We start from the raw sequence: 13,157 nt of genomic DNA on the forward strand, positions 1-13,157 counted from the left end.
GAGCGCGGGATCGTCGTCTCCTATGAGACGGTCCGCCGCTGGTGTGTGAAGTTCGGGCAGGCTTACGCAGGCGCGCTGCGCCGCCGACGCGGGAGGCACCAGCTTCACCCCCACCGCGTACCCGCACAAATGGTGTCAAAATTGATATCTCTCCTCCTGGGAGGCTTACCGCGGCCTTCCCGGAGATCAGCGAGGCCGCCCAGGCTCTGGGCGAGGATGTGGTGATCGACGGCGAGGCGGTGATCCACCGCGAGGGGCGGCTGGACTTCGCGGCCCTGCAGCAGCGCACCAGCCGCCGCCCGGCGGCAGTGGCCCGCCTCGCCGGCCGTGAGCCGGCGCACCTGATCGCCTTCGACCTGCTCCTGCACGCCGGCACCACGATGCTCGACTGGCCCTACCGGGAGCGCCGGGCGGCGCTCGAGTCGCTGTTCCAGGGCCACGGCCTGGCCGCGCCGTGGGCGCTGACCCCCACGACCGGCGACCCGGACCAGGCCCGGCAATGGATGACCCAGTGGGCGGCCGCCGGCGTGGAGGGAATCGTCGCCAAGGGGGCCTCGCAGCCCTACCAGCCTGGGCGCAGAGGCTGGCAGAAATACCGCAGGCGCGAGACCGCTGAAGCCATCATCGGCGCCGTCACCGGGACCCTTGCGCATCCGCAGACGCTCCTGCTCGGCCGCTACACCAACGAGGGAGAATTCCGGTTGGTCGCCCGCAGCACGCCCCTGCCGGAGCGGCTGCGCGGTGACGGCGCAGAGCTGATCACTCCGGCCAGGGCCGGCCATCCCTGGCAGGAGATGCGCATCTCCTCGCACTGGGGAAGCCGGGAGCCCTTGGCGTTCACCCCTGTGACTCCCGAGCTGGTAGCCGAGTTCTTCGGCGACATGGCCATCGACGCAGGCCGCTGGCGTCACCCGGTGGGCGTGCACCGGCTGCGCGGCGACATGACCCCCGAAGATGTGCCTCTACTGGAAACAGCGTGGGGGACTGCACCGCACAAACGGCCGGAAGCGGCCACCCAACCAGCGAAGGAGGAAACGATGGCGAAGACACCGCAGAGGACCGTGTACCGCGTCACCCCGGCCGGAGAGCGAGGCGACGGCAACCGGTGGCAGGTGGAGCACAAAGAGGGCCGCCGCGAAGAGCGCGAGCCGCACCGCACCCAGGAGGAGGCCATCAGCGCGGCGCGCAGCCAGGCCAAAGGACATGAACCCGCACAGGTCATCGTCCACGGCCGTGACGGGCGCATCCGTACCGAGTACACCTACGGCAACGACCCCCGCCGCACCCCCGGCTGACCCCGACGGGCCGGGCGGGGCCTCCTGCTCAGCCGGTGTCGGGCGGCACCGGCACCGTTCCATCACCAGGCGGTGCCGGCTGTGTACGCCGCTGGATGAAGTAGGCACCGAACACTCCCGCCAGGGCCGCAACGATCACCACGGAATACAGCGCCAGCAGAACCTCCAGCGCCTTGCCGTAGGTGCTGGCCGTGCGAAGCGGCTGCCCGCTGACCGTCATCAGCGCGGTGGCATGCAGCGTGCTGCCATACGAGCCGTGGGCGCCGTCGAGCTCATACAGCAGATCACTGGCGGCCACGATGACGATCAGTGTCACCATCGACAGCCACGCCGCCCGGTCGCCCAGGATCCGCCCCGCCGAGCGGGAGGACCGCACGGTGGAGGAGACCACCCTGCCGGTGCGCAGCAGCCGCAGCGACTTCAGCAGCCGCAGCACCCGCAGGAACGGCAGCACCAGGAAAATGATCTGCCACCAGTTGGCACGGAGGAACCGGCCGCGGTGCGAGGCCAGCGCGAGCCGGGCGGCGAACTCCGCGGCGAAAGCAGCCCACAGAACCCAGCCGACCACCGTCAGCCCGGTCGCGGCCGCGCTTTGCGGCGCGACCATCCGCTCGGCGACGACCACCAGCAAGAACAGCAGCCCCAGGCCGCTCATCACTGGGGTGAGCCGCTCCAACAGGTCACGCGCCAGCTGGTCACGTACGTCAGGATTCAAGCCGGGTCATCCTTGCGCACCGGTGGCGTCATGCGGGGCGCCGACGGGCTTGGACTCTGGGGAACCACGCTGACGCAGATAGACGGACAGCACCGCCATGGAGGCAACCGCCAGCATCTCGGACTGCCAGTTCTGCAGCGTGCGGTTCCAGAAGTCCGCCGCCCCCACGTACTGCGCCCAGTTCAAGGGGGCCTGCAGTTGGCGCAGCTGCTGCTGGTTGTAAGCGGCGACGCCGGTGACCGACTGCACCAGCCACGACAGGACGAAGATCGCCCCCATGGTCATCAGCAGGGAGTGGGAGTAGAGCTTCTGCCGCCACCCTCCCGCCCCGGCCCACCCGGGAGAGGTGGGCTTGGCGTGTTCGCAGACCATCTGGGCCTCGTCCAACTCCGGGCCGTGCTGGCCGAGTTCTTTCGATTCCGGGGAGCCGCGCTGCAGCAGCCAGATGGTGGCGGCGATGTAGAGGAGGAACTGCAGGTACTCCGACTGCCAGTTCTCGCTGGCGTTGACGGCGAAGTCGGATGAGGTGACGTAGTCCCAGAAGCTGACCGTGGCGAGCTTGTCCGCCACCATCTGGTTGTTGAAGGCGGCGTGCCCGGTGAACGCCTGGCCGATCAACGATGCGAAGAACGCCAGGGTGAAGAACAGGCTGAGCCCGTTGCGGTACAGAAAACGCCGCAGAGTGATGCCGTCAGGCAGGGTGGCAGAGGAGGTCTGGGTCATCGCTGCATCAGCCCCAGAGCCGCGAAGTAGGCAAGGCCGGCGCCGATCAACACCAGCATCCCCGCGAACATGATCTTCACCGTCGTCACCCGCCCTTGACTTGGCACTGGTAGGGCTGCGCCGGGCGCTGCTGGCAGCCGGCCGCGGTCACCAGCCATCCGCGGGGAAACCGGGACAGGAACAAGGTGTTCCTATCGAGCACCACACGGGCCTGCCGGCCGTACACGTCGACGGTGCGCACCTCACCGCCGGTACTGAGCTGCTCTTCGCTGATGGCCTGCGGGCATGGGCGTTTCGCGGACTGTTCGACCTCCTGCCGTGTGCCTGGGACCAGAGCTGCGCACAGGCGGATGTGGGCCCGACTGGCAAGCGCCTCTTCGAACTTCCCCACAGCCGCCCGGGCTTCGTCCTGGCGTTCGGAGACGGTGCCGCAGCCACAGGCCGGTCAGCGTCACGGCGGCCACCGCTGCCATGCCGTGCCGCCACTTCAGCATCGCCTCACCACCTCTTCGGTGCCGGAGCGGTGTCCGGCACCGCACAAGTACACAAAAGGCACTCAATGGAGTAGGCCAGCCACGCGGCGTGGTCCCTCATCCGGCCCACACCCAAGCACTCCGCGCCGTGGGTCAGGGCTGCTGCAGTCGCGGAGCCGCGGCGACACCGATGGCGGCGATCTTTCGTACGGCGATGACCGCGGCGGCCACCATGATGCTGTTCCAGGAGATGTCCGCGGCCAGGCGGATCAGGCCGGCGCCGGTGAGGAAGTCGAGCAGAACGGGCAGCGCCTGGCTGATGCGCCGTGAGATGGCATAGGCGGTGATGGCGCTGAGCACCCCGGCTGCCGTGACCAGCAGTGCGCCTGCGGTGAGAATGTTGCTCATGGTGTGCCTTCGGCCGGGCGGGGGTCGGCCTTGTGCTCCCCCGACTGATCGGCGGCCACTTCGGCCCGTTCCTGGGCGATCTCCCGCCTCAGAAAGAAGTTCAGCGCGGTACGAATCGCGGCGATGGCCGCCAACTGGCCGATCTCGGTGAAGCTCGGCGCGACCGCGGTGCACAGCACATCCCCCGGAAACTGCTCAAGCGCCGCATCCTGATCGAGCGCGGTCGGATCGGCAACTACAGGCTCTACCGGATCAGCCCGTACATTGCCTTTCACGGCACCGGAATCGAGCAACGGGAAGCGATCAAGACGTGCAACCCGCCGGACATCCCCGGCTTCGACAACACATCCCCTTCGTGGTGGGAGGCCCAGTGAACAACGACGACAAGCGAAAGCTCCTGGACGTCCTCCACCGCACTGCCGGCATGACCGCCAACCAGCGCCTGGTCGTCATGCTCTACGCGATGCACCCCACCGACCGCGCCGGCGCCGTCGTGGAGACCGGCGCCAACCTCGCCAAGCTCGTCGGCATGTCCCCGACTGAATCGCCCCGGGTTTGATGGAGACATCGAAGACCCGGAAGGATGCCGATCATGGCTGCTCCCCAAGGTGGTCTCGCAGCAGTGCGCGCAGCTGGGGCAGTGGAACAGGCCCGCACACCCGCTGCCCTTCCGGCAACTGCCTGAACGGTGCGAAAGGTCGCTCGGCCAGCTCCACCTGCTCGGCGATGTCCTCCAAGACGTACGCCGGCACCGCTGCAGTCAGCTGATCCACGGTGGTGTGCGCGTCGGCGAGGGCGAGCAGGTTCCGGCGCCGGGAGAAGACGCCATTGCGGTAGACGGCCTCATAGAACCCCGCCACTGACACAGCCGGGTCAGTTCCTCCTCGCCCAGTCGGGGCGCACCCTCCAGGTGGTTCTGGAGACGGGCAAGCAACTGGGTGCCGGCCGTCGGCTTGCGTGTGGGCGGGGGTGCCGGCGCTCGGCACCCCTGTCAACCCGTCATCGCCACCGACCCCCACGTCCCGATACGTTGGCGGCCGGGCGATCCCGTGGTGGTTCACAGACGGGCCCGCGCCGCCGCGAACGACGCTTGCTGAGGCCGGTGCCACAAGCGGTGATGTCGTCCGGTTCCAGTCTCGCCTAGCCTGGCCGCGTGCCCCTCACTCTGGCGGGTCTGCTCGCTCACCAGGACCTCGGCCTGAAGCTGCGCACCGGGCGTGGCGAGGTGGTCGTGCGGTGGGCGCATGTCAGTGAGCTGGTCGATCCGACGCCCTATCTGGACCGGGACAGTCTGCTGCTCACGACCGGGCTGAGCCTGGGGCGGACCAGTCGGCGCTGGCCGGAGTACGTCGAGCGGCTGGTGCGGGCGGGAGTGCCCGCCCTCGGGTTCGGGGTGGGCCTGCGGCACACCGAGGTGCCGCAGGCACTGCTCACGGAGGCCGTGCGGCGCGGCCTGAGCGTGGTCGAGGTGCCGAAACCGACGCCCTTCAGCGCGGTGGTGCGCAGGGTGGTCGACGGACTGGTGGCCGTGGAGTGCGCTGAGCAGACCGCGGCCGTGGAGCATTACCGCGGGCTCGTCCGGGCGGCGATGACGCCCCCGCCCCACCGGTCCGTGATCACCCGGTTGGCCGGGCAGCTCGACGCGTGGGTGCTGCTGCTGTCCCGCGAGGGACATCTGCTGGCCGGTGCGCCTGAGTACGCCCGTCGGCACGCCGAGCGGGTGCGGTTGGAGGTGGCGCGTACCCGGTCGTGGCACGCGGCGGCGTTCGATCATGCCGGTGCCCGGGTGACCCTGCTGCCGGTGGGTCGGGCCGCCCGTCCGGCGGGTGTGCTGGCCGTCGGACGTTCCGCGCCTCTGCGTGGGTACGAGCGGGGCGTCGTCGACGTCGCGGTCGATCTGCTGTCCCTCGGGGTGGCTCAGGCAGCGGAGCTGCTGGACAGTGAGCGGCGGGAGCGGGCCACTGTGCTGTCCATGCTCCTGTTGGGCCGCGTCGACGCGGCCGGGCACGCGGCGGAGGCGCTGGGCATCCCCCTGCCGGAGCCACCGGTGCGCGTCGCCGCGCTCACCGTATCTTCGGCCCGGCGCGACGATCTGCTGGAGGCGCTGGAGAACGAGCGCAGTCTGCAGATCGTGTCGGCGTTGGTGGCGGGGGACAGCCGGGGCCGGGTCGTGGTGGTCCTGCCCGTCGTCGAGGGGGACGCGGGTGTCGTACAGAGTGTGATCAGTGCCGTGAGCGGAAGCCTGGGCGTCATCGGCGAGCCCGTCGACATGGGCGGGCTGGCCCGCGTCTGGCCCCGGATCGCCGCGCTCGCCGACACGCTGCCCGCGTCGGCGGCCGGGCGGCTGCTGAGCACCCAGGACGTCGCGAGCGTGGGGCTGCTGTCGTACCTAGGCCCGGCGGAGGCGGAGGGGTGGGCGTTCTCTCTGCTCGCCCCGCTGGAGTCCGAGGGAGCCCGGCGCATCGACCTGATGGAGACCGTCCGGACGTTCCTGGCGCACAACGGCAACACCGAGGCGGCGTCCGCGGCCCTGGGTATCCACCGCCGCACCCTGACCTACCGGCTCGGCCGCGCCGAGATGCTCCTCGGCAGGCAGTTCTCCGATCCGGGACTGCGCGCCGAGCTGTGGCTCGCGTTGGCGGTGCGGGGGCAATGAGGGTCCGCTGAGGACGTCTCCACCGCTGCGGCCCGCCCCGGCTGGAACCCCACCCCCACCAGACCGCAGATGGCGCAAACGTAATGCGCGTTTCCGCACATCGCGCATTGGTCGCCCAGGACACCGCACCGCACCGTTGTCTCACCCCCCGCCTCCGCCCCCGCCCTCCCCGTCCAGGAGACGCCCATGTCCACGACTTCCGAGCGCCCCGCGCTGGAGGTCTCCTTCACCGACGACCCCAGAGTCGTCAAGGAGGCCGCCACCGAGGACTACTCCACCCACGTCGTCCCGCTGTCCTGGAGATCCGGCCGCTGGTCGCTCACGATGGCCTGGTGGGCGCTGTTCTCGGCCATGTTCTGGCTGTACGTCGCGGTGGCCTCGGCGGACGCCGTCGGCACCCCGGCGACCATCGCGGGCATGGCCTTGACGGTAGCCACCTACGGCGTGGTCAACCTGGTGCTGTCGCGGTACGCCGCCCGCACCGGCCTGACCGTCGCCCTGCTCTCGCGTCGGCTGTTCGGTGTGCTCGGGTCGGGGCTCGCGCCGCTCATCTTCGCCGCGACCGCCCTCTACTACGGCGTCTTCGAGGGCTCGATCGTCGCGGTCGCCTTCCAGAAGTACTTCGGCGGCGACATCAAGATCTGGTATCTGGTCGTCGTGCTGTACGCCCTGCCGCTGGTGATCGGCGGCGTACGGATCTGGCTGGACAAGCTCAACGGGGTGCTGCTGCCTCTGTATGTAGTCGGCCTCGTCGCCGTCGTCGTCACCGCCACCGTCAAGCAGGGCTACCCGCAGGACTGGCTGCACTCGGCGGCTGCCGCCGGTCCCCTGCCGGGCTGGCTGACGTCGTATCTGATCTACATGGGCGTGTGGATCATGATGATGTACACGGTCGACTACGCCCGCTTCGGCAGGGTAGAGGACCAGAAGTTCCACGGCACGGTCACCTTCGGCTGGGTGTTCTACTTCTTCACCTTCGCCGTCAACGGGCTCATCGGCATCTACCTGCTCCGCGCCTGGAACATCGCTGGCTCCGAGACCGGCGTGGTGGACGCGTTCATCGACACCCTCGGGTTCGCCGGCGTCCTGGTGATCGTCGTGTCCCAGACCCGTATCAACACCGCCAACTACTACCTCGCCTCCACCAACCTGGAAGCCTTCGCCGCCCGGGTCCTGCACCTGAAGCTGCCGCGTGCCGCCTGGGTCGCCGTCGCTGGGGGCATCGCCTACCTGCTGATGCTCACCGATGTGCTCAGCTACTTGCTGCGCGCCCTGGCCTGGCAGGGCGTCTTCGTCACCGCCTGGGTGGCCATCGCCCTGGTCCACATCGCCGTACGCAGCGCGGACCGCGACGGGCTGCCCGAGTTCCGGCCGTTGCGGCTCGCCCCCATTACGGCCGGGGCGGGGGCCTGGGTGGCGGCCTCCGCCGTCGGCATCGCCCTCACCGAGCAGAAGGGGAGCCTCGTACTCGCTCAGTTGGCCCCGCTCATCACTGTCGTGCTGGCGGCCGGGCTGTATTGGCTCGCTCTCGTCCTCGGGCCCGACGCCGTGCGCCGTACCGGCGACGACCCGCGCGACGAGGTCGAGGACGTTTGGGAGGCCCGCGTGCGCTGCCACGCCTGCGACTGGTCGTACGTCGCCGTCGAGATGGACCGGACCCCCAAGGCCACGGTCGTCTGCTCCGCCTGCGCGGCGGACGGCCGCTGAAAGAAAGAGGATCATGTCTGCGATCATTCACAGCCGGGCCGCCGACCGGTACCGGCCCGCCATCACCTACCGCGCCGCGGGCGACCGGTATGTGCTCGTCGAGTATGGCGAGATGGCGCTCGACCTGGAGCTGAACTTCTTCGTCACCGCCGTCTCCGCCCGCCTCGCCGCACGCCCGGTCCCCGGCCTGGTGGAGGCCGCCCCCGGCTTCCGCTCCCTGCTCCTCCAGTACGAGCCCTCGGCCATCGACCGCAAGGACCTCATCGCCGCTCTGGAGGAGGTGCACGACGCGCAGGAGTCCGTACGCTCCCTGACCATCCCGAGCCGGCTGATTACGCTGCCGATCGCCTTCGACGACGCGGAGAGCCGGGAGGCGGTACGGCGGTACGCCACGACCATCCGGCAGGACGCCCCGAACGTCCGGGACAACTCCAACATCGACTACATCGTCGAGTACAGCGGGCTCGAGGGGCCCGAGGCGCTGTACGAGACGGTCACCGGCACCGAGTGGTGGAACGCGTACACCGGGTTCTTCCCCGGCCTGCCGTTCATGTTCCCGCTCGACCCGCGCAACGCCATCACGGTGCCGAAGTACAACCCGACCCGCACCTGGACCGCTGAGGGCGCCGTCGGCATCGGCGGGCCGTGCGTGGCGATCTACCCGGTCGAGTCGCCCGGCGGCTACCAGCTCTTCGGCCGGACCGTTCCTGTCTACGACATCCTCGCCCGGCACGACGTCTTCCGCGACGATCCGCTGCTGATCCGCCCCGGTGACCGGGTGCGGTTCCTGCGGGTGAGCGAGGACCAGCTGCTCGCCGCCCGCCGGGACGTGCTGGAGAACCGGTACGAGTACATGATCGAGGACGATCCGTTCTCGGTCGCCGAATACCTTCAGCGCGCCAGCGAGGTGCGCGCCGAAGCCGACACGCTGCGCACCGCCCGCGAGGCGGCGGCTGTCTGTACGGAGGTGCCGTAAATGTCGACTGCCGTCTTCGACGTGGTCTCGCCGGGGCTTCAGACCCTGGTGCAGGACTATCCGGGCCGCCGGGGCCTGCAGTCCAGGGGCTTCTTCCCGGCCGGGCCGATCGACCATCTGTCCTTCCGCGTGGCCAACTCCCTTGTCTGCAACGATCCCGGTGCCGCAGCCCTGGAGATCCCCATGGGCCGCCTCACCCTGAAGGTGCTCGCCGAGACGTCGGTGGCCGTCACCGGCGCCGAGGGCTCGGGCATCACCCTCAACGGCGAGCCGATGCCGCTGTGGGAGACCGTCCGGGTCGTGCCGGGCGACGAGATCAAGTGCGCGATCGTCAAGGGGCCGGGTTTCCGGCTGTACCTGGCGGTGGCCGGCGGCGTCGACGTGCCCCTCGTGCTCGGCTCGCGGGCCACTTACACCATGGGCGGCATCGGCGGCGTCGAGGGCCGCGCCCTGGCCAAGGGCGACGTGCTGCACGCCCTGCCCGCGCCGGAGCCCGTCCGGCTGCGCGTCCCGGCCTCCCTGCGCCCGGCGCTGGCCAACGACTGGGAGATCGAGGTGATGCGCGGCCCGCACGCCGACCCTGACTTCCTCACCGAACAGGACTGGAAGGACCTGCTCGGCCGCGAATGGAAGGTCGACCTCAACGCCAACCGCGTCGGCACCCGCCTCCAGCCGCACCGCTTCCAGTGGGCCCGCCGCTCCGGCGGCGTCGCTGGCGGCCACCCCTCCAACGTGCTCGACGGCAGTTACCCTGTCGGCGGCATCAACACCAACGGCGACGTCCCCGTCATCCTCGGGCCGGACGGGCCGACCGCCGGCGGTTTCACCGTGATCGGCACGGTCGTCCAGGCGGGCCTGTGGAAGACCGGCCAGCTGCGGCCGGGCCGCGACACCATCCGCTTCCGCGAGGTCTCCCTGGACGAGGCGCTCTCGCTCGCCGCCCGCGTCGACTACACCGCCGACCTCCAGCACTACGAGGAACTGTGATGCCCAGCATCGACATCAACTGCGACATGGGCGAGAGCTTCGGCCGCTGGAGCCTGGGCGACGACCTGGGCATGATGCCGTACCTCACCTCGGTCAACGTCGCCACCGGCTACCACGCCGGCGACCCGCCCACCATCCGCCGTACCGTCGCGGCGGCCGTGGAGCACGGCCTGGCCATCGGCGCACACCTGGCCTTTCCCGATCTGATGGGCTTCGGGCGGCGCCGGATGACGGTCCCGCCGGAGGACCTGGAGGACTACTGCCTCTACCAACTCGGCGCGCTGGATGCCTTCGTACGGTCGGCGGGCGGGCGCCTGGCCCACGTCAAACCGCACGGCGCCCTGTACGTCATGGCCTCCGAGGACCCGCAGTTGGCCGCCGCCGTCGCCCGTGCCGTGGCCAAGACGGATCCGGGACTGCCGCTGATGCTGCTCAACCGCGACACGACGGAAGCGGTCGCGGCGGAAGGCATCACCCTCGTCCCTGAAGCCTTCCCCGACCTGCACTACGACGGCTCCGGACGCCTCGTCATCGAGCCGGTCAAGCTCGCCTGGGACCCAGACCTCGTGGCCCGCCGTGCGGTGCGCATGGTGCTGGAGCGGAAGGTCGAGGCCAACGAGGGCACGGAACTCGACGTCGACGCCCTCTCCCTGTGCCTGCACGGCGACGCACCCAATGCCGTCGAGACCGCAACCGCCGTACACGCGGCTCTTGTTGAGCACGGCATCGAGATGGTGCCGCTGGCCGGCCTGGTGGTGACGCCGTGATCGAGTCCCTGCTGATCGCCAACCGCGGCGAGATCGCCCGCCGCATCATCCGCACCGCCCGCCGGCTCGGCATCCGTACGATCGCCGTGCACAGCGACGCCGACGCCGGGCTGCCGTTCGCGGCCGAAGCCGACGAGGCGGTGGAGATCGGTCCGGCCGCGCCCGCCGAGTCGTACCGCAACGCCGACCGCCTCCTGGAAGCCGCCGCACGCACCGGTGCCGCAGCCATCCACCCCGGCTACGGCTTCCTTTCCGAGAACGCCGAATTCGCCCGCCGGGTACGGGAGTCGGGCCTCGTCTGGGTCGGCCCCGACCCCGAGGTCATCGAGCTGATGGGCGACAAGATCAACGCCCGTAACGCGGTCGCCGCCACCGGCATGCCCGTCGCGCCCGGCACCGTCGACCCGGTGACCGACGAGGCCGCCGCCGTCGAGGCCGCGGCGGCCATCGGCTACCCGCTGATGGTCAAGGCGTCGGCGGGCGGCGGCGGGATGGGCATGGGCATCGCCCACGACGAGACGGAGCTGCGCAAGCAGTACGCGGCGGTCTCCGGCTTCGCTGTCCGGCTGTTCGGCGATCCCGGCATCCTCCTGGAGCGCTACTACCCCGACGCCCGCCACATCGAAGTGCAGATCCTCGGCCTCGCCGACGGCACCGTCGTCGCCCTCGGCGAACGCAACTGTTCCGTCCAACGCCGCAACCAGAAGCTGGTGGAGGAGAGCCCCTCACCGGCCCTCGACGCCGACCTGCGCGAGCGCATGCTCACCGCCGCGGTCGAGGTCGGCAAGGCCGTCGGCTACCGCAACGCCGGGACCGTCGAGTGCCTGGTGTACGGCGAGGCGGGCGCCCAGGACTTCGTGTTCCTGGAGATGAACACACGGTTGCAGGTGGAGCACCCCGCGACGGAGGCGGTGTACGGCGTCGACCTGGTGGAGGAGCAGTTGCGGGTCGCCTTCGGTCTGCCCCCGTCGGTCGACCTCACCGCTGTCCGGCCGTACGGCCATGCCGTCGAGTTCCGCGTCAACGCCGAGGACCCCGTCCGCTTCCTGCCCGGCCCCGGCGCCATCACCGCCTGGGCCGAGCCCACCGGAGAGGGCATACGCGTCGACTCCGGGTACGCCGAGGGCGACAAGGTCACTCCGGCGTACGACTCGCTCATGGCGAAGCTGATCGTGTACGCCGAGACCCGCGAGGCGGCGCTGGCCAGGGCCCGCAGCGCACTGGCGTCGTTCACCATCACCGGCCCGAAGAACAACCTGCCGTTCTTCACCGAGCTGCTCGACGAGCCGGTGTTCGTCGACGGCACGTACACCACCGGCATCGTCACCCGCATGCGCGCACCCCGCCCGTCCCAGCCCTAGGAGCCCCGTATGCCCCAGCAGATCACCGCCGACCTGGCCGCCAACGTATGGAAGGTCCTGGTCACCGAGGGCAGCACCGTCGCTGCCGGAGACACCCTGGCGATTCTCGAGTCCATGAAGATGGAGATTCCGGTCGAGACGGACACGGCGGGGACGGTCACCAAGCTCGCCATCGCTGAGGGCGACGTCCTGGAAGAGGGGGCGTTGATCGCCGAGATCTCCTGAGCCCGCCCCCCTTTTTTCTGTCCCGAGAACGGAGCCCACCACCATGACCACTGCCACCCTTCAGCCACTGTCCCGGCCGGGTGTCCTCGCCGACCGGATACCGGGTTCGGCGCTACTGCGCGACGTGCTGCTCGTCGCCGGCGGCGCGGGACTGACCGGCCTTGTCGCCCAGGTGTCCCTGCAGACCCCGCTCAGCCCGGTGCCCTTCACTCTGCAGACTCTCGCCGTATTGCTGACCGGAGCTGCGCTCGGCACCGTGCGCGGGGCCGCCTCCATGCTCCTCTACTTGGCTGCGGGCGCCGCCGGAGTCCCCTGGTTCGCGGGCCACGCCCACGGCGCGGGCGGCCCGGCCTTCGGCTACATCGTCGGCTTCATCCTCGCGGCCGCGCTCGTCGGCGAACTCGCCCGCCGCGGCAATGACCGCAGCATCGTCGGCACCATCGGTCTGATGGCGCTGGGCAACGCCGTCATCTACCTGGTCGGAGCGACCTGGCTGGCCATGGCCATGAACCTGGGCCCGGCGCAGGCCGTCGCCCAGGGGGTCACCCCGTTCCTCGTCACCGACGCACTCAAGATGGCCGTGGCGGCGGGGCTGCTGCCGCTGGCCTGGAAGGGCGTGACACGGACGGGCCGCTGAGGGACGGATGGCAGCCGTGCTGCCAGCGAGGACGGTGTGGTTCAGCGGCGTTCCCGCATGAGCGGTCACAGAGCGGACCGCGCACCACCCAGTACCTGCTCTGACCAGGCGGTTCCGGACACCGAAGCAGGGGTCTGTACGCTCACCGGTGTAATTGATGATCATGGAAGAGACATCAAGTGACTGACACCGTGACCGAGTCCGTGGCCGCCGATGACCTGGCGGAA

The 13,157-nt window shown here is 70.0% G+C and carries 13 protein-coding genes and 4 pseudogenes; 12 read left to right on the top strand and 5 right to left on the bottom strand.

The features are described 5' to 3' along the window. Together H8R17_RS48150 and H8R17_RS48985 are read left to right on the top strand one after the other, a co-directional pair. Nucleotides 1-90: pseudogene (locus H8R17_RS48150) on the top strand (IS6 family transposase); the annotation flags it as partial. A gap of 56 nt (nt 91-146) precedes the next feature. Beyond that, nucleotides 147-1,295 (top strand): DUF2188 domain-containing protein, encoded by a 1,149-nt coding sequence (locus H8R17_RS48985; protein ID WP_316959707.1) that lies wholly within the window; start codon nt 147-149, stop codon nt 1,293-1,295. A 28-nt stretch (nt 1,296-1,323) separates the two neighbouring features. Here the strand turns inward: H8R17_RS48985 and H8R17_RS42245 are convergent, their stop codons facing one another. From H8R17_RS42245 to H8R17_RS48990, 4 genes and pseudogenes are all read right to left on the bottom strand, one after another. Continuing rightward, nucleotides 1,324-1,971 (bottom strand): hypothetical protein, encoded by a 648-nt coding sequence (locus tag H8R17_RS42245; protein ID WP_187828499.1) that lies wholly within the window; start codon nt 1,969-1,971, stop codon nt 1,324-1,326. Nucleotides 1,972-2,016: 45 nt separating this feature from the next. Beyond that, nucleotides 2,017-2,733 carry a DUF6766 family protein gene (locus H8R17_RS42250; RefSeq protein WP_223126102.1) on the bottom strand — a complete coding sequence of 239 codons (717 nt, stop codon included), beginning with the start codon at nt 2,731-2,733 and terminating at the stop codon, nt 2,017-2,019. Nucleotides 2,734-3,359: 626 nt separating this feature from the next. Continuing rightward, complete coding sequence (locus tag H8R17_RS42260; RefSeq protein ID WP_187828501.1) at nt 3,360-3,614, bottom strand: hypothetical protein; 255 nt, start codon at nt 3,612-3,614, stop codon at nt 3,360-3,362. Then, nucleotides 3,611-3,808, bottom strand: a pseudogene (locus H8R17_RS48990) (DUF1622 domain-containing protein); the annotation flags it as partial. The gene H8R17_RS42260 and the pseudogene H8R17_RS48990, both read right to left, overlap by 4 nt. Between H8R17_RS48990 and H8R17_RS48995 the strand changes: the two are divergent. Both H8R17_RS48995 and H8R17_RS42270 read left to right on the top strand, forming a co-directional pair. Next, a pseudogene (locus tag H8R17_RS48995) lies at nt 3,794-3,988 on the top strand (MarR family transcriptional regulator); the annotation flags it as partial. The pseudogenes H8R17_RS48990 and H8R17_RS48995 overlap by 15 nt on opposite strands. Beyond that, nucleotides 3,985-4,152 (top strand): annotated as a pseudogene (locus H8R17_RS42270) (replication initiation protein, RepL2); the annotation flags it as partial. The pseudogenes H8R17_RS48995 and H8R17_RS42270, both read left to right, overlap by 4 nt. Nucleotides 4,153-4,204: 52 nt before the next feature. Here the strand turns inward: H8R17_RS42270 and H8R17_RS42275 are convergent. Further along, complete coding sequence (locus H8R17_RS42275) at nt 4,205-4,474, bottom strand: hypothetical protein (RefSeq protein WP_187828502.1); 270 nt, start codon at nt 4,472-4,474, stop codon at nt 4,205-4,207. 293 nt (nt 4,475-4,767) lie between these two features. Here H8R17_RS42275 and H8R17_RS42280 point away from each other — a divergent pair, with 293 nt between their 5' ends. From H8R17_RS42280 to H8R17_RS42315, 8 genes are all read left to right on the top strand, one after another. Further along, nucleotides 4,768-6,270, top strand: coding sequence for a PucR family transcriptional regulator ligand-binding domain-containing protein (locus tag H8R17_RS42280; RefSeq protein ID WP_187828503.1), 1,503 nt, complete (start codon nt 4,768-4,770; stop codon nt 6,268-6,270). A 186-nt stretch (nt 6,271-6,456) separates the two neighbouring features. Further along, nucleotides 6,457-7,977, top strand: coding sequence for a cytosine permease (locus tag H8R17_RS42285; RefSeq protein ID WP_187828504.1), 1,521 nt, complete (start codon nt 6,457-6,459; stop codon nt 7,975-7,977). A 13-nt stretch (nt 7,978-7,990) separates the two neighbouring features. Further along, the gene (locus tag H8R17_RS42290) at nt 7,991-8,953 is read left to right on the top strand and encodes a carboxyltransferase domain-containing protein (protein WP_187828505.1); all 963 of its coding nucleotides are present in this window, start codon (nt 7,991-7,993) and stop codon (nt 8,951-8,953) included. Then, nucleotides 8,954-9,940 (top strand): 5-oxoprolinase/urea amidolyase family protein, encoded by a 987-nt coding sequence (locus H8R17_RS42295; protein ID WP_187828506.1) that lies wholly within the window; start codon nt 8,954-8,956, stop codon nt 9,938-9,940. Beyond that, nucleotides 9,940-10,707 (top strand): LamB/YcsF family protein, encoded by a 768-nt coding sequence (locus H8R17_RS42300; protein ID WP_187828507.1) that lies wholly within the window; start codon nt 9,940-9,942, stop codon nt 10,705-10,707. The genes H8R17_RS42295 and H8R17_RS42300 overlap by 1 nt, the downstream gene beginning before the upstream one ends. Then, nucleotides 10,704-12,068: an acetyl/propionyl/methylcrotonyl-CoA carboxylase subunit alpha gene (locus tag H8R17_RS42305; RefSeq protein ID WP_187828508.1), complete on the top strand. Its 1,365-nt coding sequence runs from the start codon at nt 10,704-10,706 to the stop codon at nt 12,066-12,068. Before H8R17_RS42300 ends, H8R17_RS42305 begins: the two co-directional genes overlap by 4 nt. Nucleotides 12,069-12,077: 9 nt before the next feature. Next, a complete protein-coding gene (locus H8R17_RS42310; RefSeq protein ID WP_187828509.1) occupies nt 12,078-12,293 on the top strand; it encodes a biotin/lipoyl-binding carrier protein in 216 nt (71 codons plus the stop codon). Nucleotides 12,294-12,336: 43 nt separating this feature from the next. Continuing rightward, a complete protein-coding gene (locus H8R17_RS42315; RefSeq protein WP_187828510.1) occupies nt 12,337-12,930 on the top strand; it encodes a biotin transporter BioY in 594 nt (197 codons plus the stop codon). Nucleotides 12,931-13,157 lie beyond the last annotated feature (227 nt).

The sequence above is a fragment of the Streptomyces sp. TRM68367 genome (assembly GCF_014495685.1).
In the GTDB taxonomy this organism is placed as follows: Bacteria; Actinomycetota; Actinomycetes; order Streptomycetales; family Streptomycetaceae; genus Streptomyces.

What these genes read in the sequence shown, in the direction of transcription:
- H8R17_RS42295 (WP_187828506.1), top strand. Translation starts at nt 8,954, where the DNA reads ATGTCGACTGCCGTCTTCGACGTGGTCTCGCCGGGGCTTCAGACCCTG.
- H8R17_RS42250 (WP_223126102.1), bottom strand. Translation starts at nt 2,733, where the DNA reads ATGACCCAGACCTCCTCTGCCACCCTGCCTGACGGCATCACTCTGCGG.
- H8R17_RS42260 (WP_187828501.1), bottom strand. Translation starts at nt 3,614, where the DNA reads ATGAGCAACATTCTCACCGCAGGCGCACTGCTGGTCACGGCAGCCGGG.
- H8R17_RS42315 (WP_187828510.1), top strand. Translation starts at nt 12,337, where the DNA reads ATGACCACTGCCACCCTTCAGCCACTGTCCCGGCCGGGTGTCCTCGCC.
- H8R17_RS42310 (WP_187828509.1), top strand. Translation starts at nt 12,078, where the DNA reads ATGCCCCAGCAGATCACCGCCGACCTGGCCGCCAACGTATGGAAGGTC.
- H8R17_RS42290 (WP_187828505.1), top strand. Translation starts at nt 7,991, where the DNA reads ATGTCTGCGATCATTCACAGCCGGGCCGCCGACCGGTACCGGCCCGCC.
- H8R17_RS42285 (WP_187828504.1), top strand. Translation starts at nt 6,457, where the DNA reads ATGTCCACGACTTCCGAGCGCCCCGCGCTGGAGGTCTCCTTCACCGAC.
- H8R17_RS42300 (WP_187828507.1), top strand. Translation starts at nt 9,940, where the DNA reads ATGCCCAGCATCGACATCAACTGCGACATGGGCGAGAGCTTCGGCCGC.